The 18082-nt window shown below is 67.2% G+C and carries 20 protein-coding genes; 14 read left to right on the plus strand and 6 right to left on the minus strand.

What is annotated here, in order from left to right; all coding sequences use genetic code 11:
• Positions 1-93 precede the first annotated feature (93 nt).
• Genes mutL through AC2D9V_RS07075 form a run of 3 tightly spaced genes read left to right on the plus strand, consistent with a single transcriptional unit; the run spans position 94 to position 3634 of the window.
• A complete protein-coding gene (gene mutL / locus AC2D9V_RS07065; RefSeq protein ID WP_484713320.1) occupies positions 94-1917 on the plus strand; it encodes a DNA mismatch repair endonuclease MutL in 1824 nt (607 codons plus the stop codon).
• Entirely contained in the window at positions 1914-3074 is a 1161-nt protein-coding gene (locus tag AC2D9V_RS07070; protein WP_484713321.1) for a DNA recombination protein RmuC, read from the plus strand. The genes mutL and AC2D9V_RS07070 overlap by 4 nt, the downstream gene beginning before the upstream one ends.
• Positions 3071-3634, plus strand: coding sequence for a HutD/Ves family protein (locus AC2D9V_RS07075; protein ID WP_484713322.1), 564 nt, complete (start codon positions 3071-3073; stop codon positions 3632-3634). Before AC2D9V_RS07070 ends, AC2D9V_RS07075 begins: the two co-directional genes overlap by 4 nt.
• Positions 3635-3644: 10 nt before the next feature.
• Here AC2D9V_RS07075 and AC2D9V_RS07080 read toward each other — a convergent pair whose 3' ends face one another.
• The gene (locus AC2D9V_RS07080) at positions 3645-4289 is read right to left on the minus strand and encodes a ChrR family anti-sigma-E factor (protein WP_484713323.1); all 645 of its coding nucleotides are present in this window, start codon (positions 4287-4289) and stop codon (positions 3645-3647) included.
• A 14-nt stretch (positions 4290-4303) separates the two neighbouring features.
• Positions 4304-4849 carry a sigma-70 family RNA polymerase sigma factor gene (locus tag AC2D9V_RS07085; protein WP_484713324.1) on the minus strand — a complete coding sequence of 182 codons (546 nt, stop codon included), beginning with the start codon at positions 4847-4849 and terminating at the stop codon, positions 4304-4306.
• A 277-nt stretch (positions 4850-5126) separates the two neighbouring features.
• On the opposite strand from AC2D9V_RS07085, the gene AC2D9V_RS07090 reads away from it, so the two are divergent.
• The 5 genes from AC2D9V_RS07090 to AC2D9V_RS07110 all read left to right on the plus strand — a co-directional run bounded on the left by AC2D9V_RS07090 (position 5127) and on the right by AC2D9V_RS07110 (position 9810).
• Positions 5127-6422 (plus strand): NAD(P)/FAD-dependent oxidoreductase, encoded by a 1296-nt coding sequence (locus tag AC2D9V_RS07090; RefSeq protein ID WP_484713325.1) that lies wholly within the window; start codon positions 5127-5129, stop codon positions 6420-6422.
• Positions 6422-7165 (plus strand): DUF1365 domain-containing protein, encoded by a 744-nt coding sequence (locus AC2D9V_RS07095; protein WP_484713326.1) that lies wholly within the window; start codon positions 6422-6424, stop codon positions 7163-7165. Before AC2D9V_RS07090 ends, AC2D9V_RS07095 begins: the two co-directional genes overlap by 1 nt.
• A 64-nt stretch (positions 7166-7229) precedes the next feature.
• Complete coding sequence (locus AC2D9V_RS07100) at positions 7230-8480, plus strand: MFS transporter (RefSeq protein WP_484713327.1); 1251 nt, start codon at positions 7230-7232, stop codon at positions 8478-8480.
• On the plus strand, positions 8477-9076 hold the full coding sequence (locus AC2D9V_RS07105; protein WP_484713328.1) for a DUF3833 domain-containing protein: 600 nt from the start codon (positions 8477-8479) through the stop codon (positions 9074-9076). Before AC2D9V_RS07100 ends, AC2D9V_RS07105 begins: the two co-directional genes overlap by 4 nt.
• A complete protein-coding gene (locus AC2D9V_RS07110) occupies positions 9073-9810 on the plus strand; it encodes an SDR family NAD(P)-dependent oxidoreductase (protein WP_484713329.1) in 738 nt (245 codons plus the stop codon). Before AC2D9V_RS07105 ends, AC2D9V_RS07110 begins: the two co-directional genes overlap by 4 nt.
• A 13-nt stretch (positions 9811-9823) precedes the next feature.
• Here AC2D9V_RS07110 and AC2D9V_RS07115 read toward each other — a convergent pair whose 3' ends face one another.
• Positions 9824-11062: an RsmB/NOP family class I SAM-dependent RNA methyltransferase gene (locus AC2D9V_RS07115; protein ID WP_484713330.1), complete on the minus strand. Its 1239-nt coding sequence runs from the start codon at positions 11060-11062 to the stop codon at positions 9824-9826.
• A gap of 63 nt (positions 11063-11125) precedes the next feature.
• Between AC2D9V_RS07115 and AC2D9V_RS07120 the strand changes: the two genes are divergently transcribed.
• Positions 11126-11311 carry a DUF1674 domain-containing protein gene (locus AC2D9V_RS07120; protein WP_484713331.1) on the plus strand — a complete coding sequence of 62 codons (186 nt, stop codon included), beginning with the start codon at positions 11126-11128 and terminating at the stop codon, positions 11309-11311.
• 87 nt (positions 11312-11398) lie between these two features.
• On the opposite strand, the gene AC2D9V_RS07125 is transcribed toward AC2D9V_RS07120, so the two are convergent.
• The gene (locus AC2D9V_RS07125) at positions 11399-11761 is read right to left on the minus strand and encodes a dihydrodipicolinate reductase (protein WP_484713332.1); all 363 of its coding nucleotides are present in this window, start codon (positions 11759-11761) and stop codon (positions 11399-11401) included.
• A 60-nt stretch (positions 11762-11821) separates the two neighbouring features.
• Positions 11822-12631, minus strand: a complete 810-nt coding sequence (gene dapB / locus AC2D9V_RS07130) for a 4-hydroxy-tetrahydrodipicolinate reductase (RefSeq protein WP_484713333.1) — start codon at positions 12629-12631, stop codon at positions 11822-11824.
• 95 nt (positions 12632-12726) lie between these two features.
• On the opposite strand from dapB, the gene rbfA reads away from it, so the two are divergent.
• From rbfA to AC2D9V_RS07155, 5 genes are all read left to right on the plus strand, one after another.
• The gene (gene rbfA, locus AC2D9V_RS07135) at positions 12727-13137 is read left to right on the plus strand and encodes a 30S ribosome-binding factor RbfA (RefSeq protein ID WP_484713334.1); all 411 of its coding nucleotides are present in this window, start codon (positions 12727-12729) and stop codon (positions 13135-13137) included.
• Positions 13134-13856, plus strand: a complete 723-nt coding sequence (locus AC2D9V_RS07140) for a phosphodiester glycosidase family protein (protein WP_484713335.1) — start codon at positions 13134-13136, stop codon at positions 13854-13856. Before rbfA ends, AC2D9V_RS07140 begins: the two co-directional genes overlap by 4 nt.
• A 3-nt stretch (positions 13857-13859) precedes the next feature.
• On the plus strand, positions 13860-14762 hold the full coding sequence (truB, locus tag AC2D9V_RS07145; protein ID WP_484713336.1) for a tRNA pseudouridine(55) synthase TruB: 903 nt from the start codon (positions 13860-13862) through the stop codon (positions 14760-14762).
• A 116-nt stretch (positions 14763-14878) separates the two neighbouring features.
• Positions 14879-15655: a potassium channel family protein gene (locus AC2D9V_RS07150; protein WP_484713337.1), complete on the plus strand. Its 777-nt coding sequence runs from the start codon at positions 14879-14881 to the stop codon at positions 15653-15655.
• 99 nt (positions 15656-15754) lie between these two features.
• On the plus strand, positions 15755-16960 hold the full coding sequence (locus AC2D9V_RS07155) for a DUF2235 domain-containing protein (protein WP_484713338.1): 1206 nt from the start codon (positions 15755-15757) through the stop codon (positions 16958-16960).
• A gap of 111 nt (positions 16961-17071) precedes the next feature.
• Here AC2D9V_RS07155 and AC2D9V_RS07160 read toward each other — a convergent pair whose 3' ends face one another.
• Entirely contained in the window at positions 17072-18046 is a 975-nt protein-coding gene (locus AC2D9V_RS07160) for a type I glyceraldehyde-3-phosphate dehydrogenase (protein ID WP_484713339.1), read from the minus strand.
• Positions 18047-18082: the final 36 nt, after the last annotated feature.

Raw genomic sequence — 18082 nt, forward strand, 5'->3', positions numbered from 1 at the left:
GATATGACGCACCCCCCGAAAAGGGCAAGCCGAAACCGCGCGGGTCCTGTTTCGTTCTTTCCCGACTCACGGGTGACTGCTACAGATAGCGGCATGACCGTGCACACCCCCAAGATAACGGGCGCCGAAGGGCGTCCGGTGATCCGCCAACTGGATGAGGCCGCGGTCAACCGAATCGCCGCGGGCGAGGTGGTGGAACGTCCGGCCAGCGCTGTGAAGGAGCTGGTCGAAAACGCGCTCGACGCGGGCGCCGGCCGCATCCAGGTGGATATCGCGGACGGCGGCAAGACGCTGATCCGGGTGACCGATGACGGCTGCGGCATGACGGCGGAGGACCTGCCGCTGGCCCTTTCGCGGCATGCCACCTCGAAGATCGACGGGTCGGACCTGCTGGATATCCGCAGCTTCGGCTTTCGCGGAGAAGCTTTGCCCAGCCTTGGCGCGGTCGGCCGCCTTACCATCACCTCGCGCGCGATGGGCGAGGCGGCGCAGATCACCTGCGAAGGAAGCCGCCTGTCGCCCGTCCGCCCCGCCGCCCTGACGCGCGGCACGGTGGTGGAACTGAAGGACCTTTTCTTCGCCACCCCCGCCCGCCTGAAATTCCTCCGCTCGGACCGGGCCGAGATGCAGGCGGTGACCGAAGTCATCCGCCGCCTTGCGATGGCCGAGCCGCTGGTGGGCTTCACCTTGCGCGACGTGTCGGGGGGCGAGGCGCGCACTCTCTTTCGCGCCGACCCGGCGAGCGGCGACCTTTTCGATGCGCTGCAAGCGCGCCTTGCCACGGTCATCGGCCGCGACTTCACCGAAAACGCCCTTCGGATAGACGCCGAACGCGAGGGGCTGCGGCTGCAGGGCTATGCCGCCCTTCCCACCTATTCGCGCGGCTCCTCGGCCCAGCAATACCTCTTCGTGAACGGCCGCCCGGTCCTTGACCGGATGCTCCATGGTGCCCTCCGCGCGGCCTATTTTGACGTCCTTTCGCGCGACCGGCACCCTGCCGCGGTCCTGAATCTGATCGCCGATCCGCAGCGGGTGGATGTGAACGTGCACCCCGCCAAGGCCGAGGTGCGCTTTCGGGAGCCCGATGCCGCCCGGTCCCTGATCATCACTGCGCTCAAATCCGCGCTGACCGGGGCAGGGCACCGCGCCTCGTCAACCGTCGGGACGGCGACGCTGGAGGCCTTCCGCCCCGAACCGGCGCGCGTCTACCAGATGGACAGGCCAAGCCAGCCGGCCATCGCCCGCGCCTTCGCCTTCCAATCCCCCGGCTTTGCCGAAGCGCCAATGGCCCCCGCTTTTACGTCACCCGGCGACGAGAAGGCGGAGGCGCACGAGGAGCACCCACTGGGTGCGGCCCGCGCGCAGCTGCATGAAAACTACATCGTCGCCCAGACGGCGACCGGCATCGTGATCGTCGACCAGCATGCCGCGCACGAACGGCTGGTCTACGAGCGGCTGAAGCGGCAACTGGCCGAGACCGGCGTCCGAGCGCAGGCGCTCCTCATTCCCGAGATCGTCGACCTTTCGCCTGCGGATGCCGCCCGCATCCTGGACGCGGCCCCGGCCTTGGCCGAGGTGGGCCTGACCATTGAACCCTTCGGCGGGTCAGCGGTCGCCATCCGCGAAATGCCCGCCGTCCTTGGCCCGGTCAACGGCGCCGCGCTGCTGCGCGACATCCTCGACGAACTCGCCGACAGCGGCGACAGCCAGCTTCTTCGTGCGAAGGTCGACGCGATCCTGTCGCGCATGGCCTGCCACGGTTCGGTCCGCTCCGGCCGCCAGATGCGGCCCGAGGAAATGAACGCGCTTCTGCGCGAGATGGAGGCGACGCCGCTGTCCGGCCAGTGCAATCACGGGCGGCCCACTTACGTGGAGCTTAGCCTTCACGACATCGAACGGCTTTTCGGGCGCCGATGATCACGCTTTTCGGTCAGACCTATGCGTGGAACGACCCCGAGGTTCTGGTCCTCGGCGGCCTCGTCGCCGTGCTCCTCGGCTTCCTCGTCCTGATCCTGCGGGCAGCGGGCCGGTCGGCAGCGACGGCAGAGCCCCTGATGCGCGAGGTTTCGTGGCTTGCCTCGCGCCTTCAGCAGCTTGGCGACGGGCAGGAGCGTCTTGCGGGCGGGCTGCACCATGTGTCCGAAGCGCAGGCTGTCAGCCAGACGGCGATGCTGCAGGTGATGGAACAGCGGCTGGCGGAGGTACAGCGACAGATGACCGAGGCCTTGCACGGCACCTCCACCCGCACCGCGCGGTCGTTGGGAGAGCTTCAGCAGCGGCTCGAGACGATCGACAAGGCGCAGGCGAATATCGAGAAGCTTTCGGGCAATGTCCTGTCCCTGCAGGACATCCTGTCGAACAAGCAGACGCGGGGCGCTTTCGGGGAAATCCAGCTTAATGACATCGTGCAGAAGGCGCTGCCCAAGGACGCCTATTCGATGCAGGCCACGCTTTCGAACGGGCGGCGCGCGGACTGCCTGATCCACCTGCCGAACCCGCCCGGACCCATCGTCATCGACGCGAAGTTCCCGCTTGAGGCTTATGAGGCGCTGCGCCGGGCCGACAGCCCGCGCCTGCAGCAAGAGGCCGCGCAACTGATGCGCGGTGCCGTCCGCGCGCATATCCGGGCGATAAGCGAGAAGTACATCCTCGAGGGCGAGACGGCGGATGGCGCGCTGATGTTCCTGCCGTCCGAAGCCGTCTATGCCGAACTTCACGCAAACTTCCCCGACCTCGTGCGCGAAGGCTTTGCGGCGAAGGTCTGGATCGTGTCGCCGACCACCTGCATGGCCACGCTGAACACGATGCGCGCGGTGCTGAAGGACGCACGGATGCGCGAACAGGCCGGGGCGATCCGCCGTGAGCTTTCGCTCCTCTACACCGACGTCGAACGCCTTGGCGCGCGGGTGGAAAACCTTGACCGCCACTTCGGCCAGGCGGCAAAGGATATCGAAGAGATCAAGATTTCGTCCGACAAGGCGACGAAGCGCGCGCGGCGGCTGGACAATTTCGACTTTGAGGAACTGGCACCGGACTCGCCGGCCCGCGTCATCGGACCCACGGCTGCCGAATGATCCACCTCACTCCCGCCGACTATACCCGCCAGCCCTGGAAGAACGGGCGCGGCACCACAACCGAGCTTTGGCGGCTGGAGCGGGACGGCCAGCTTCTGGTGCGGCTGAGCCGGGCCGCGGTGGTGGAAGACGGGCCGTTCTCGGTCTTTCCCGGTATCGAGCGCAACCTGACGGTCCTCTCCGGCCCGGGCTTCCGGCTGTCAGGAGAAGGCTACGATTTCCGCTGCGAGCCCCTGGTGCCCGTGGCCTTTCCGGGCGACGTGGCCCTGACCGCGACAGAAACGCTGGGCATGCAGTCCGACGATTTCAACGTGATGACCGCGCGGGCGCTGCCCCAGCCCGAGGTTCTGGTGGCGCAGAACGATCATCTGCCGGCCGGCGGGCTGCTGGCGCTTTATGCGCTTGGGCCGTGCCGGGTGAACGGGCATGGCGTTGACCGGGACGATCTGGTGTTGACCGAGGACGAGGTCACGCTGTCCGGCGACTGGCCGGTGATCGCGGTGCGGCTGGCGGGCCTGCCGCCGGATGCGACCTCAAGAATTTTCGACGAAAATTCCTGAGGACGCCGGATCAGATGCGGAAAAGCGGCTGGGCGAGGCGCGGGATCACGCCGCGGAAGCGCAGGGGTGCATCGGTGACGGCTAGGCAGATGCAATCCTCTCCCGCCAACGCAACAGGGGTGTGTTCCACCTCCTCGTCGGCGATCTCGATGTCGCCCGGGCCGAAACGGTCATTCTCGTCGGCGAAGGCGCCTTGCAGGACCAGCGTCAGTTCGGTGCCCTTGTGCCCGTGGTCGGGAACCGCCACCCCGGCCGGAATGTAGAGAAGCCGCGCCGAGGCGTCCCGTCCGGTGGGCAGGATCGCCTGCTTGACCCCGCCGCCGACCCGCTTCCAGCGCACGGCGGAAAGATCGCCGCCGACATAATCGGCCAGCGGTGCGGGCAGGATGCCGGCAGCCTTCAGCGGTGCGCGCTGGGTTGCCTGCGGCAGACTGTCGATTCGGGCCAGCGCGGCTTCCAGCGCCGCTTCGCCCATCGCGACCTCTTCGATATCCTCGATCACGGCCCCGCCGAGCGCGTCATAGCTGCCAAGCCGGGCACGGCACTCGTCGCACATCGACACATGGGTCGCCACGATCAGGTTGAACGCCTCGGGCAGCTGACCGGCCGAGTAGGCCATCAGCAGCTGGTCCGAAAGGTGGTGGCGTATCGTCATAGCCGTCTTGTCCTTCACGTCATGTGGTGGCGCAGCTTGTCCAGCGCCAACCGTATCCGCGACTTGATTGTCCCCAGGGGAAGGCCGGTTTCGGCAGCAATCTCGCTGTGCGAGAGGTCGCCGTAGAAGGCCCTTTCGATCAAGGCACGCTGTTTCTCCGGCAGGGCCGCCAAGGCGCGTCCCAGACGGTCCGTCTCTTCCTGGGTTTCCATCGCCTCGGCCTGGTCAGGCTCGGGCTCCGGTCCCCAATCCAGTTCCTCCGGTTCGGCGCGGCGTGCTTTCCGCAACGCGTCGATCCGCTTGTTCCGCGCGATGGTGAAGACCCAGGTCGCCACCGATGCCCGCGCGGGGTCGAATAGATGCGCTTTCTGCCACAGCGTCGCCATGACCTCCTGCGCGCATTCCTCGGCAAGACTGGCACCCGCGCCCGACTTCATCAGGAACGCCTTCACCCGGGGGGCGAAATGGCGAAAGAGCGCCGCAAAGGCCGCCCTGTCCTGACGGTCGCGCACCTGGATCATCAGGCCCGCCCAATCCGTTCCGTCCGTCGCCTGGCCCAAGACCCGTTCCTTCTGCCGGGGCAATCCCGACCGGTCCGCAGTGCGCGGCGGACCGGATTGCTCCGTCATACCGGGTCTTGAAGCGTCTAGCATCATGGCACTTTTACGCACCCTCATGCCGGACGGATCACTTTCCCGGAACCAACTGGATCACACTGGCAAACTGTCAAGGGCGATGTGTCAACATCATTTGACATGTTGGAATTCTGACTGTCAGGGTGATCCGGCAGATTGAGGCCTGCGTAAACTCAGAAAAGCAGACAAGGGAAGTCACTTTATGCCGTTCGAGACCCCGGGCTACACCCCCCGCCGCATCGCTGTCATCGGGGGGGGGATATCGGGGATGGCGGCAGCGCATATGCTGGCAAAGTCCAACTCCGTCGTCCTTTACGAGGCCGAGCCACGCCTTGGCGGCCACGCCCGGACCATCATCGCGGGCAAGCGCAAGGACCAGCCGGTCGATACCGGGTTCATCGTCTTCAACCGTGTGAACTACCCCAACCTCGTCAACCTGTTCGAGCGTCTCGGGGTTCCGACCACGCCGAGCAACATGAGCTTTGGTGCCTCGATCAAGGGCGGACGGCTGGAATATGGCCTTGCGTCGGTCGATGCCATCTTTGCCCAGCGGAAGAACGCCCTCGACCCGCGCTTCCTGAGGATGCTGTCCGACATCGTCCACTTCAACCGCAACGCCGAGGCGGTCGCGACCGATCCGGCGATGACGATTGCCGAACTTCTGCGCCGCCTCCGCACCGGGGCGTGGTTCCGCGATCATTACATCACGCCCTTCTCGGGGGCGATCTGGTCGACGCCGACCTCTGGCATCCTTGAGTTTCCCGCGCAGGCGCTGGTGCGCTTCTTCCGCAATCATGCCCTGCTCAACTACGAAGGCCAGCACCAGTGGTACACGGTCCAGGGGGGTTCCATCGAATATGTCCGGCGGCTTGAAGCGGCGATGACCGCGCAGGGCGTGGACATCCGGACCGGCAGCCCCATCGCCGGCGTCAGCCGCGTTGCGGGCGGTGTCCTGATCCGGGCTGAGGAGGCGGAGGCAGAGCTTTTCGACGACGTGGTCTTTGCCTGCCATTCCGACCAGGCGCTCCGCCTTCTGTCCGACGCGTCCGCGCACGAAACCCAGTCCCTTTCAGCCATCCGCTACCAGCCGAACGAGGCTGTGCTGCATGCCGACGCCTCGCTGATGCCGAAGTCGCGCAAGGTCTGGTCGTCCTGGTCCTATGTCGAGCCGAAGACCGGCCCCGGTACGCGGATCGACCTGACTTACTGGATGAACTCGCTCCAGCCGATCCCGGAGGATGACCCCCTCTTCGTCACGCTGAACAGCTCGCGCCCGATCCGGGACGAGCTGATCCATGACGTCACGACTTTCCATCATCCGGTGTTCGACGTGGCCGCCTTCGCCGCGCAGGACCGGATCCGGCTGATGAACGGCACGATGAACACCTGGTTCTGCGGTGCCTGGATGCGCAACGGCTTTCACGAAGACGGCTTCGCCTCGGCGGTTGATGTCGTGCAGGCCATGGCCGAACGCCACAGCCTTCGCCTGGCTGCCTGATGCAGGTCCAGCGGATCCGGGCCGAGACCTTCCACGGCCGCAAGGGCCCGGTGAAGAACGCCTTCCGCTATACGGTGGACTACATCCTTCTCGACCCCGATCATGTCGAGGCGCCGCGCCTTTTCGGCCGCAACCGGGCTGGCCTGATGTCGCTTCACGATGCCGACCATGGCGGCGCGCCGGGGCAGGGCAGCGGTGTCCTTTGGGCGCGCGAGGTGCTGGAGGCGCACGCACTGCCGCCGGACCGGGTGCTTCTGCTGGCCCAGCCGCGCCTTCTGGGCCATGTCTTCAACCCGGTCGCCTTCTGGCTGGCCTATGACCATCTTGGCCACCTCCGTGCCGTGATCGCCGAGGTGACCAATACCTATGGCGACCGGCATTCCTACCTTTGCCACCGGCCTGACCGCGCGCCGATCTCGCGCGAGGATACGATCACGGCGCAGAAGATCTTCCATGTCTCGCCGTTCCAGCCGGTCGAGGGGCGCTATGACTTCCGCTTCGACATCCGCCCCGACCGGATCGGCATCTGGATCGACTACACCACACCCGGCGGCGGTCTTTTCACCAACCTGATCGGCCCACGCGAGGCCCTGACCAGCGGTGGTATCTTGGCCTCGGCCTTTCGCCGCCCCTTCGGATCGCGGCGCGTGCTGGCGCTGATCCACTGGCAGGCGCTGAAGCTTTGGCTGAAAAAGGTCCGCTTCAACAACCGGCCGCTGCCGCCTGCCAACGACGTGTCCTGATGGCACCCCGCAAGACTCCACGCATAAGGAGGGGAGCGCCCTTCCTCGCCGGTCAGTGCCTGCGATGACTCACCGTCTCCCCGCATGGTCGCTGTTCGCGGCGCTGATCGCGACGGCCGGCCTGCCGATCTACATCCACGCGCCGAAGTTCTACGTCGACACCTACGGCGTCAGCCTTGCGTCGATGGGGTTCATGCTGGCCGCGCTGCGGCTGATCGACGTGGTACAAGACCCTGCCCTTGGCTGGCTGGCCGAGGCGACGCGCCCGCGCCGCCGTCTTGGCGTGGCGCTGGCGGTGCTGGTCATGGTGATCGCGCTGGCTGCCCTTTTCGCCGTCACCCCGCCCGTCGCGCCGATCTGGTGGTTCGCGCTGTGTCTCACCGCGCTTTTCAGCGGCTTTTCCTTCCTGACCATCTGCTTTTACGCCGAAGGGGTGGGAAAGGCCGAGACTCTGGGTCCGGAGGGGCACATCCGCCTTGCCGGCTGGCGCGAGGCGGGCTCGCTTCTTGGCGTCTGCCTTGCGGCGGTGGCCCCGGTCGCCCTTGCCCCGCTGACTGACCAGCCCTTCACGCTTTTCGCGGTCCTATTTGCCATCCTCGCCGTCGCCGCGACGCTGGCGATGAAGAGCCAGTGGCAGGGCCGCGCCGCCGCGCCGACGCCCGGCCTTGCCGCCATCTTCCGCCCGATCCTTGCGGATCCCTTGGCCCGTCGCCTTCTCCTCATCGCGCTCCTTAACGCGGCCCCCGTCGCGGTCACCTCGACCCTCTTTCTCTTCTTCGTCGAAAGCCGCCTGATGCTCCCGGGCTGGGAAGGCCCGCTCCTCCTCCTCTTCTTCCTCGCCGCTGCCGCCTCCACCCCGGTCTGGACCCTTCTCGCCCGCCGCCATGGGCCACGCCCGGTGCTGCTTTGGGCGATGACGCTGGCCATCCTCGCCTTCCTCTGGACCCTGACGCTCGGGGCGGGCGACGGCATCGCCTTTGCCCTGATCTGCCTTGCATCCGGCGCGGCCCTCGGCGCGGACCTCACCCTTCTCCCCGCGATCTTCGCGCAGCACCTTTCCCGGCTTGGCACCTCGGAACCCGCCGCCTTCGGCCTCTGGTCCTTCGTCTCGAAGCTGTCGCTGGCGCTGGCGGCCCTCTTCATCCTCCCCGCCCTTGATGCCGCGGGCTTTGAAAGCGGCTCCGGGAACACGCCAGAGGCGCTCTGGACGCTGACATTGATCTATGCGGCCCTGCCTTGCGTATTGAAGGTCATAGCAATCCTGCTGCTTGCCATGACCCGCCTGCCGGGCCCGACCAAGGAGGCCACGACGTGAGCCCCATTCTTTCCGCCCTTCTGGGCGCGCTTGCCGTGCTGGCGCTTGTCTGGCTGCGCAGCCGCTATGCATCGTTCCGCGCCCAGACGCCGGCGGACTATGCTGGGAAGGGCCCCGCCTTCGACATCCGCCGTCACCTTGCGGGCCCGATCCAGTGCGAAGGCGTGATCTTCGGCCCCACCGGCCGCGTCGCCTCGCGCTTCGTCGCGCGGATGGAAGGCACATGGGACGGCACCACCGGCACCCTGGCCGAGGTCTTCCACTACGACAGCGGCTCCATCCAGCACCGCGCCTGGACGCTTGCGCTCCATGACGGCGGCCGCATCGTCGCCACAGCCCCCGACGTGGTGGGCGAAGGGTCGGGCCGGGTCGAGGGGTCGGGCGTCCTTCTGCGCTACCGCATCCGCCTGACGCCCGAGGCCGGAGGCCATGTGCTGAACGTGACCGACTGGATGTACCTGATGGACAACGGCACCATCATGAACCGGTCCGAGTTCCGCAAGTTCGGCTTCAAGGTGGCTGAACTTGTCGCCACGATGCGCCCGGCTCCGGCCGCCCAGTCGGGCGAGCTCAGGTCAGACATGGCCGCCGAATGAGATCCTTCCAGGGTAAACGCTACTGGCTCGTCGGCGCGTCCGAAGGGCTTGGCCTCGCACTCGCGCAGAAGCTTTCGGCTGCGGGGGCCGAGCTGATCCTCTCGGCCCGGAACCCCGAGACGCTGGCTGCCGCCGTCGCCTCGCTCCCCGGCAAGGCCACCGCGCTCCCGGTCGATGTCGGATCCTCCGACAGCGTAAATGCCGCCGCCGCGCAGCTGGGCGAGGTCGACGGGATGGTCTTCCTGGCCGGCGTCTACTGGCCGATGCGGGCCCAGGACTGGGACGCGAAGGGCGCCGAGGCGATGGCCGACATCAACTTCACCGGCTGCGTCCGCGCCGTGGGGGCGGTTCTGCCCGGCATGGTGGCCCGGGGCAGGGGGCATGTCGTGATCACAGGTTCCCTCTCGGGCTTCCGCGGCCTGCCCGGAGCCATCGGTTACGCCGCCTCCAAGGCCGGGACGATGGTGCTGGCTGAAAGCCTTTACGCCGACCTCCGCAAAACCGGCATCGCGGTGCAGCTGGCCAATCCCGGCTTCATCCGCACCAGGCTGACCGCGAAGAACGATTTCTCCATGCCCTTCATCATGGAGCCCGAACAGGCAGCGGAGATCATGTACCGCCACATGCAATCGGACCGCTTCAAGATCAGCTTCCCGACGCTTTTCAGCTGGCTCTTTCGCGGCGGGCAGTTCCTGCCGGATTGGCTCTACTACCGGATGTTCCCGCCGAAGTGACGCGCAGGCCGCTTCAGCCCGGCACCCGCAGTCGTACCATGAAAAACCCGTCCATCCCGCCCCGGTCGGCCCAGTAGTCCGGCCGCAGACGCATGCCCCCGCCGTCGGTCAACCAGCCGGGCTCCACCCCCGCGACCTCAATTCGCTCCACCGCCAGACCCGGATGGCGCGCAAGCGCCCCGGCCAACTGCGCCTCGCCTTCCTCCGGCAGTACCGAGCAGGTCGCAAAGACCAACCGCCCGCCGGGCTTCAGCCAGCCGAGCGCCCGGTCCAGAAGCCGGGCCTGCAAGGCAACCAGCCCCGGAACCTCTGACCCGTCCTTCACGAAGGGCAGGTCGGGATGCCGCCGGATCGTCCCGGTCGCCGAACAGGGCGCATCGAGAAGGATCGCGTCGAACGCCACCTCCGGCTCCCACTCCAGCGCGTCGGCCACGACCGTCCGCGCCGTCAGTCCCGTGCGCGCCAGGTTCGCCGCGACCCGCGCCATGCGGGGGGCCGAGATGTCGAGTGCCGTCACCTCTGCCCCAGCGGCGGCCAGTTGCAGCGTCTTGCCGCCCGGTGCCGCGCACAGGTCCAGCATACGCTCACCCGGGCGCGGGTCCAGAAGCCGCGCGGGCAAGGCGGCGGCGGCGTCTTGTACCCACCAGCCCCCCTCGGCATAGCCCGGCAGGGCCGAGACCTGCCCGAAAGACCGCAGGCGCAGGCTGCCGGTCGGCAACGCCTCGCCCTCTGGTAGAGGAAAGCCCGCTCGAAGCGTCAGGTCCAAGGGAGGTTCGGCCGCTTGCACCGCCTCGATCGCGGTCACGGCGTCCCGCCCATAAGCATGCACCATCGGCTGGCGCAGCCAGCGGGGCATCCGCTGCGGCGGCAGCCCGGCAAAGAGATCGCCCTCCGGCAAAGCGCGCAGCACCGCATTCGCCAGCCCCGCCAGATGCTCCGTCCGCTTGCCCTTCCGCAGAATCTCGACCGCTGCATTGACCACGCCATGCGCCGGCGCACCTTGCGCCCGCTCGACCACCGCAAGCCGCAGCACGTTCCGCGCGGTCAGGGGCGGGGTCTTCCGGAGATGCCGATCAAGCACGCGGTCGGCGGGTTCCAGATGCCGCAGCACCGCCCCGGCCAGCCGCAGCGCCCGCGCGCGGTCGGCAGGCGCAAGCCCGGTGCCGTCGAAGTCGGACAGCATCCGCCCTTCGCCCAGCACCCCGTCAAGGATCGCCACCGCCGTCGCCCGCGCGACCACCCCTTCGGCCATGCCTGTCCCCTTGCTGCCGCCTTCCCGCGCCGTATATCAAAGGGGACGCAGAGGAAACCCATCATGGCCGACAGCGACGACCGCCCCGATCTTCCCCCCGCCGCCCGCCGCGCGCTGGCCGAGGCGGAAGAACGCCGCAAGGCCGCCGCAGCCAAGGCCCCGCTGCCCCCCGAACTCGGCGGGCGCGACGGCCCGGAACCCGTGCGCTATGGCGATTGGGAAAAGAAGGGGCTGGCGGTCGACTTCTGACCACACCGCCTCGTGCGACTTCGTCTTCTCGTCGGGCGCTGACAGAGCGAGGAGTGACGAAGTCGTCGACGAGCGGGCGCGCAAGCCCTAGCGCAGCCGGAAGGTCGCCGAATCTCCCGCGCCCCGGTCGACGGTAAAGCGCAGGCGCTCGGCGCCGTTTGCTTCGACGAGCTGGCAGTTGAAGTCGATGGGCATGCCGCTCCAGTCCATCTCGCGGCAGAAATAGCCATCCTGCCAGGACCACTTCCCGGTGATGTCCCAGCCCAGGGCACTGCCCTTGATCCGGCCGTCGGGCAGGACATTGAGCGACAGGTTGTAAAGCGTGATCCGCAGTTCGCGGTCCTTGACCAGGGACAGGAACGCATCCTTGTCCTTGACCGGCTGAAAGTCGTTGGCCGCCGCAAGCACTGGCGTCGACATGAGAAGAACGGTCACAAAAGCGCGCAACATGACACCCCTCCGGGGACAGACGCATACGTTACGCGTCATGCCACGATTCGGATGAGTCGCTCAAATCCCGAGGACGTCCATCATGTCGTATTCCCCGGGTTTCCGCCCTTGCCCCCAGACCGCCGCCCGCAATGCGCCGCGCGCAAAGATCGCCCGATCCGTCGCAAGATGGCGCAGGACGATCCGCTCACCGTCACCCGCGAAGATCACGTCATGCTCGCCCACCACGTCGCCGCCCCGGATGGCGCTGAACCCGATCGTGCCCCGCTCGCGCGCCCCGGTGATCCCGTCGCGGCCGCTGACCCTGGTCTCTTCAAGATGGACGCCCCGCCCCGCCGCCGCAGCAGCGCCCAGCATCAGCGCGGTGCCTGAAGGGGCATCCACCTTCATCCGGTGATGCGCCTCGACGATCTCGACATCCCAGTCGGCGTCCAGCGCCGCGGCGACCTTCTGGGTCAGCCGCACCAGAAGGTTGACGCCCAGCGACATGTTCCCCGCCCTGACGATCACCGCATGCCGCGCAGCCGCGGCGATCTTCTCCAGATGCGCCGGCTCCAGCCCCGTCGTCCCGATCACATGCACCGCCCGCGCCTGCGCGGCGAGTGCGGCGAACTCAACCGTAGCCGCCGGAGCGGTGAAGTCCACCACCGCCTGCGCCTTCGCGAAGGCCTCCAGCGGATCATCCGTCACCCGCACCCCGACCGCCGGTCCGCCCATCGCCTCGCCTACGTCCTGGCCGATCCAGGGGTGGCCCGCACGCTCCACGCAGCCGACCAGCCGCAGCTTCTCGGACACCCCGGCCAGACGGATCAGCGTCTGCCCCATCCGCCCCGATGCGCCTGTGACCACCAGCCCCGGAAGATCGCTCATCTCATGCCCCCGCTTTGCCCCCCTCCCTAGCCGCTTCCCGCAAGCGTGAGAAGCCCGGCGTTGCAGCGGAACCCGAAACGGCCTAAACGGGCGCAATGTCCAAACGCTCCCCTTCCGGCTCTGGCCCGTCGCAGCGCCAGCTGCGCGTCGGCGAACTGATCCGCCGCACCCTTTCCGACGTGCTGAACCGGCACGAGATCCATGATCCCGACCTCAACGCCATGTCGATCACGGTGGGCGAGGTCTCCTGTTCCCCCGACCTCAAGGTCGCCACGGTCTATGTCATGCCGCTGATGGGCTCCGTCCCGGTTGAAGCCGCGATTGCCGCCCTTGCGCGCAACAAGGCCGAACTGCGCCACCGCGTCGCGCAGGACATGACGCTGAAATACGCCCCCGACCTGCGCTTCCGCCCCGACGAGACCTTCGACCGTCTGGACGAGACGCGCCGCCTCTTTTCCGACCCCGCCGTCCGCCGCGACATCGACACTTCGGACGACGACGCATGATCCGTCTTGCTCTTGCGCTGACGCTTCTGCCCGTTGCCGCCACCGCCGCCACCTGCCGGGACACGACCTTCGACGGGGTCTCCTACACCCTCTGCGAAGTGACGCTGGCGGACGACCTCCGCCTCTTCCACTCCGGCCCCGACGGCGCCTATGGCAGCTTTCGCGCCCTGAACACCGCCCTGACCGCCGAAGGCAAGGCGCTTGGCTTTGCGATGAACGCCGGCATGTACCATCGCGACCTTGACCCGGTTGGCCTGTACATCGAGAACGGCGTCGAAACCGCCGGCCTCGTCACCCGCGACGGTCCTGGCAACTTCGGCCTCCTGCCGAACGGGGTCTTCTGCTGGGGCGACAGCTTCCGCGTCATCGAAAGCCGCGCCTTCAAGGCCGAAGGGCCCGCCTGCCGCTTTGCCACCCAGTCCGGCCCGATGCTGGTGATCGACGGTGAACTCCACCCCAGGTTCCTGCCCGCAAGCGACAGCACCTATATCCGCAACGGTGTGGGCGTCAGCGCCGACGGCACCCGGGCGGTCTTCGCCATCTCGAACGACCCGGTGAACTTCCACGCCTTCGCCCGCCTCTTCCGCGACGACCTCGGCCTGCCGAACGCGCTTTACTTCGACGGCAACATCTCGCGCCTCTACGCGCCCGAGCTTTCGCGCCACGATGCCGGTTTCCCGATGGGCCCGATCGTCGGCACCGTGATCCCGCAGGGCTGACCGATGGGACGTACCAAGAAGGGCCGCCCCGTCACCGGCTGGCTGGTGGTCGACAAGCCCGCGGGCCTGACCTCGACCGCCGTGGTCAACAAGGTGAAATGGGCGCTTTCCGCGCAGAAGGCGGGCCATGCCGGCACGCTTGACCCCGACGCTACCGGCGTCCTTGCCGTGGCGCTGGGCGAGGCGACGAAGACCATTCCCTTCATCTCAGACGCGCTGAAGTGCTACCGCTTCCGCGTGACCTTCGGTGCTGCGACCGATACTGACGACGCCTCTGGCGCCGTGATCGCCACCAGCACCCGGCGCCCCACCGATCTGGAGATCGAGGCCGCCCTTCCCGCCTTCCGTGGCCAGATCATGCAGGTCCCCCCGCAATACTCCGCCGTCAAGGTCGATGGCGAACGTGCCTACGACCTTGCCCGCGAAGGCGAGGCGATGGACCTCGCCCCCCGCCCGCTCTGGGTGGAAAGCATCACCGTCATCGGCCGCCCGGATGCCGACCATCTCGACCTGGAAATGGTCTGCGGCAAGGGCGGCTATGTCCGCTCCATCGCGCGTGACCTTGGGGCGGCCCTTGGCTGCCTTGGCCATGTCGCATGGCTTCGCCGCGAATGGTCCGGCCCCTTCCGCGCCGACCGGGGCGTGACGCTTGAGCAGATCGATGCCGAAGCAGGGACCGATGCCCTCGACGCCCGCCTCCTGCCCCTCGAAGTGGCGCTCCGGGACCTGCCCGAATTCCCCGCCACCCCCGAAGGTGCCACGCGCCTGAAGAACGGTAACCCCGGCCAGGTCATCGCCCATGCCGACTGGGGCACCGAGGGCTGGGCCAGCCTCGGCGGAAAAGCCATCGCCATCGGCATTTACCAGGGCGGCGAGTTGCACCCCAGCCGGGTCTTCAACGCGTAGGGTGGGTGAAACCCACCGCAGCATTGCCAATCGGGCCAGCGGTGGGTTTCACCCACCCTACGCACAGTACAGCGCCCCTCTTGACGCAGCCGGCCCGCAGACCCGACAGTCGGGGCATGGCCGACGCGACCCTCCGTTCCCGCCTTCGCGAGCTTTACGAAGGCTCCACACCGGCCTCGGACCGGTTCCGCTACGCGCTCCTTGCCTTCGACCTCATGACGGTCGCCTGGCTTGTCGCCTCGTCCTTCCTGCCGCGCGGGCCGCAGCATGTCTGGATCGACATCGCAATCGGCCTCGTCTTTCTCGCCGATCTCCTCGTCCGGCTCTGGATCGCCCGCCGCGCGCGGGATGAACTCTTCAGCCTCTACGGTGTTGCCGACCTCTTGGTGATCTTCTCGCTTCTCGTCCCGATCTGGGGCGAGGGACTTGCCTTTCTGCGCGTCCTGCGCCTTTACCGCGTCTTCCATTCGCCCCGGACGCTGGTGCAACTGCGCGACGACATTCCCGGCTTTCGCCGGCACGAAATGCCGCTTCGCGCCGCATGGAATCTTCTGATCTTCCTCTTCGGGACGACCGCGCTGGTCTACCAGACGCAGGCCGGCGTCAATGACAAGATCACGAACTACGCTGACGCGCTTTACTTCACCGTCGCCACACTGACGACGACCGGCTTCGGCGACATCACGCTGGAAGGTACCTCGGGAAAGCTTCTGTCGGTCGCGATCATGATCGTCGGGATCAGCCTCTTCCTGCGCTTGGTGCAGGTGATCCTGCGCCCGGCCAAGGCGCATTTCCCCTGCCCGACCTGCGGCCTTCGCCGGCATGACCATGACGCCGTCCATTGCAAGGCCTGCGGCACGATCCTGAACATCCCGGACGACGGGGTGGATTGACAACCGCCGGTTGCCGGCTGCAGCATTTCGGCCAGATTCCGGCCTGACATTTGATCCGGCCCCTTCGGGCTTCATTTTCTGCAGAAGGATTGCTCCGCCATGCACAAGCGCCTTGTCGTCTGCTTTGATGGCACCTGGAATGCCGCCGATAGCGAACGATCCGAAACCAATGTCGCCCGTCTGTCCCGCGCCATCCGCGCCAATTCCGGCAGCGACGGGGTACCGCAGTTCTGCCTCTACATGCGCGGGGTGGGGACCAGCGGCACGGCCCTGGACCGGCTGGTGGCCGGCGCGACCGGGGCAGGGACCGAAGACATCATCCGTTCCGGCTACATGTTCCTTGCCCAGAATTACGTGCCCGCCCACAAGGGGCCGGATGGCAAGGACGTCCCCGCCGACGAGATCTTCCTTTTCGGTTTCTCACGCGGGGCCTTCGCCGCGCGCTCGCTCTCGGGGCTGATGGGATCGGTCGGGCTTCTCAAGCGGCAAAGCCTGCCGCATCTGCATGCCGCCTGGAAATACTACCGCACCTTCAAGACCCGCTCGCCGGCGGATTTCCTTGACCGCAATGCCCGGAAAGGGATCGAAACCCATGCCGATGTGATGATCGACTTCCTCGGTGTCTGGGATACCGTCGGCGCGCTGGGCATCCCGGTCGGAATTCTCGGCGCGATCTCGGATGAGGTTCACGGGTTTCACGACACCACGCCCTCGCGCATCGTGCGGCACGGCGTGCAGGCATTGGCCATCGACGAACAGCGCGACGAATTCGTGCCGACCCTCTGGACCGGCAAGGCGCCCCCCGGCTCGACCATCGAGCAGGTCTGGTTCGCAGGCAGCCATTCCGATGTCGGCGGCGGCTACGCCGACCGGGAACTGGCCGACATCCCCCTCCTCTGGATGATCGACCGCGCCAAGGCGGCAGGCCTTCAGGTCGATGAGACGACGCCGGGCCTCTTGCCCGATCCGGGTGCGCTGAACGTGCTTGGCCCGACGCATGACTCCCGACAGGGCTGGTCGGTCAAGGATCGCCTGACGCCCACGATCCGCTCGGTCTGCGAACAGAACGTCCCGGTCGAACTCTTTGAAAAGCTCTACCGTCCGCGCGACCGGGCCGGCAAGACCCTCAGGACAATCAACGAAATGGTCCACCCCAGCGTGGTTGCGCGTTATGGCCGCGATGCCCTGATCTCGCCGCAGGACAAGATCACCACCCGCAAGCGGCAGGCCTATGCGCCGAAGAACCTCACGCCGCTCTTCACCGCCGCCGGACAGCCTGCGAACGCGACGCCGGTCTGGCCCTAGGTGGCAGCATGGTCCATGTGAAAGGGTGTGGGCAAACCTTTCCAAATCCCTAATGCCCACAAGCAAGTCATTGAATTAGAAAGACGAAGCCAATTTGACCACTGTGGTCACTCACGCCATTCGAAGGGCCATGTCCAGCATCCGGTTGGAAAAGCCCCATTCGTTGTCGTACCAGCCGAAGACCCGCAGCATGCCCCCCGCGGTCACCTTCGTCTCCGGGCAGGCCATCACGACAGACCGTGGGTCGGCCCGAAGGTCGGTCGAAACAAGGGGCCGGTCCGTCGCGCCGATGACCCCGGTTTCCGCCCGGAAGGCTGCGTTGACCTCTTCGACCGAAGGCCGCTTTTCGGTCACCAGATGAAAGTCGACGCATGAGACGCTGGCAACCGGAACCCGCACCGCCTGCGCCGTGATCCGCCCGGCAAGGTCGGGCAGCACCCCGTCCAGAAGGCGGGCAGCCGAGGTCGTGGTCGGCACCATCGACAGCGCCGCCGCCCGGCTGCGGGGGTAGTCGGCAGCGGGGGCATCCACCGTTGGCTGGCTGCCGGTATAGCAGTGGACCGTCGTCATCGACCCGGTCACGATCCCCCAGTTCCGGTGGATCAGCCGCGCCAGCGGGGCCAGGGAATTCGTCGTGCAGGACGCGTTCGAGACGATCCGCTGATCCCCCAACCGGTCATCATTGGCCCCAAGGACCACCGTCACTTCCGCCGCCGTGGACGGCCCCGAGATCAACACCCGCGCCGCCCCCGCTTTCAGCCCCCGTTCGGCCACCTCGCGCGTCTCGGCCCGCCCGGTGCATTCCATGACAAGGTCGACGCCGGTGAGGTTGAGGGTGGAAAGGTCCGCCGTCCGGTGTAGCGGAATGGCCCGCCCGTCCACGACCAGCGCGCCGTTCTCCAGCGCGACCATGCCGCGCCAGGGTCCGAAGACCGAGTCATATTCGAAAAGGTAGGCGCACATCTCGGGGGTGGCGATGTCGTTGATCCCGGCGATCGTGAGGCCCGGCCAGCGGTCCGGTGCCTGCAGATACGCCCGCAGAACCGACCGCCCAATCCGACCGAACCCGTTGATGAAGACCCGCATCCCGCCCTCCCCGAAGCGACGCCGCAGTCTCAGCAC

The organism is Tabrizicola sp. T46 (assembly GCF_057219895.1).

Bases quoted from the DNA above. Each gene is read 5' to 3' on its own strand.
- mutL (WP_484713320.1), top strand. From the start codon at position 94: ATGACCGTGCACACCCCCAAGATAACGGGCGCCGAAGGGCGTCCGGTG.
- AC2D9V_RS07070 (WP_484713321.1), top strand. From the start codon at position 1,914: ATGATCACGCTTTTCGGTCAGACCTATGCGTGGAACGACCCCGAGGTT.
- AC2D9V_RS07075 (WP_484713322.1), top strand. From the start codon at position 3,071: ATGATCCACCTCACTCCCGCCGACTATACCCGCCAGCCCTGGAAGAAC.
- AC2D9V_RS07080 (WP_484713323.1), bottom strand. From the start codon at position 4,289: ATGACGATACGCCACCACCTTTCGGACCAGCTGCTGATGGCCTACTCG.
- AC2D9V_RS07090 (WP_484713325.1), top strand. From the start codon at position 5,127: ATGCCGTTCGAGACCCCGGGCTACACCCCCCGCCGCATCGCTGTCATC.
- AC2D9V_RS07095 (WP_484713326.1), top strand. From the start codon at position 6,422: ATGCAGGTCCAGCGGATCCGGGCCGAGACCTTCCACGGCCGCAAGGGC.
- AC2D9V_RS07100 (WP_484713327.1), top strand. From the start codon at position 7,230: ATGACTCACCGTCTCCCCGCATGGTCGCTGTTCGCGGCGCTGATCGCG.
- AC2D9V_RS07110 (WP_484713329.1), top strand. From the start codon at position 9,073: ATGAGATCCTTCCAGGGTAAACGCTACTGGCTCGTCGGCGCGTCCGAA.
- AC2D9V_RS07115 (WP_484713330.1), bottom strand. From the start codon at position 11,062: ATGGCCGAAGGGGTGGTCGCGCGGGCGACGGCGGTGGCGATCCTTGAC.
- AC2D9V_RS07120 (WP_484713331.1), top strand. From the start codon at position 11,126: ATGGCCGACAGCGACGACCGCCCCGATCTTCCCCCCGCCGCCCGCCGC.
- AC2D9V_RS07125 (WP_484713332.1), bottom strand. From the start codon at position 11,761: ATGTTGCGCGCTTTTGTGACCGTTCTTCTCATGTCGACGCCAGTGCTT.
- dapB (WP_484713333.1), bottom strand. From the start codon at position 12,631: ATGAGCGATCTTCCGGGGCTGGTGGTCACAGGCGCATCGGGGCGGATG.
- rbfA (WP_484713334.1), top strand. From the start codon at position 12,727: ATGTCCAAACGCTCCCCTTCCGGCTCTGGCCCGTCGCAGCGCCAGCTG.
- AC2D9V_RS07140 (WP_484713335.1), top strand. From the start codon at position 13,134: ATGATCCGTCTTGCTCTTGCGCTGACGCTTCTGCCCGTTGCCGCCACC.
- truB (WP_484713336.1), top strand. From the start codon at position 13,860: ATGGGACGTACCAAGAAGGGCCGCCCCGTCACCGGCTGGCTGGTGGTC.
- AC2D9V_RS07150 (WP_484713337.1), top strand. From the start codon at position 14,879: ATGGCCGACGCGACCCTCCGTTCCCGCCTTCGCGAGCTTTACGAAGGC.
- AC2D9V_RS07155 (WP_484713338.1), top strand. From the start codon at position 15,755: ATGCACAAGCGCCTTGTCGTCTGCTTTGATGGCACCTGGAATGCCGCC.
- AC2D9V_RS07160 (WP_484713339.1), bottom strand. From the start codon at position 18,046: ATGCGGGTCTTCATCAACGGGTTCGGTCGGATTGGGCGGTCGGTTCTG.